The organism is Mesorhizobium sp. M1A.T.Ca.IN.004.03.1.1, from assembly GCF_003997555.1.
GTDB lineage: Bacteria > Pseudomonadota > Alphaproteobacteria > Rhizobiales > Rhizobiaceae > Mesorhizobium.
Genome location: NZ_RZTV01000714.1, coordinates 1 through 253 on the forward strand (window position 1 = coordinate 1; position 253 = coordinate 253).

Annotated in this window: 1 pseudogene; it reads right to left on the reverse strand. The window is 65.6% G+C overall.

The features are described from left to right. Nucleotides 1-253: pseudogene (locus EOD29_RS33535) on the reverse strand (LacI family transcriptional regulator); the annotation flags it as partial.

Below are 253 nucleotides of genomic sequence, written 5' to 3' on the forward strand. Positions count from 1 at the left end.
GTGCCGCGCAGCCGGATACGATCGAGAATCTGCACCAGTTCGGCCGGCTTCATCATCTCGGCAAAATGGAAACGGCAGCGGAAAACGCCGGGCAGGAAGGCCGCCATCTCGGCCTCGAAAGCGGCGCGCACTGCATCGCTGAACCGCTGCGGCGTCTCCATGACGATATCGATCGCCAGCGTCCGCCCACTGCCCATCGCGCCGGCCTGCTGTTTTTCCAGCTCGGCGATCGCCGCCCTCACCCGCATTGCCG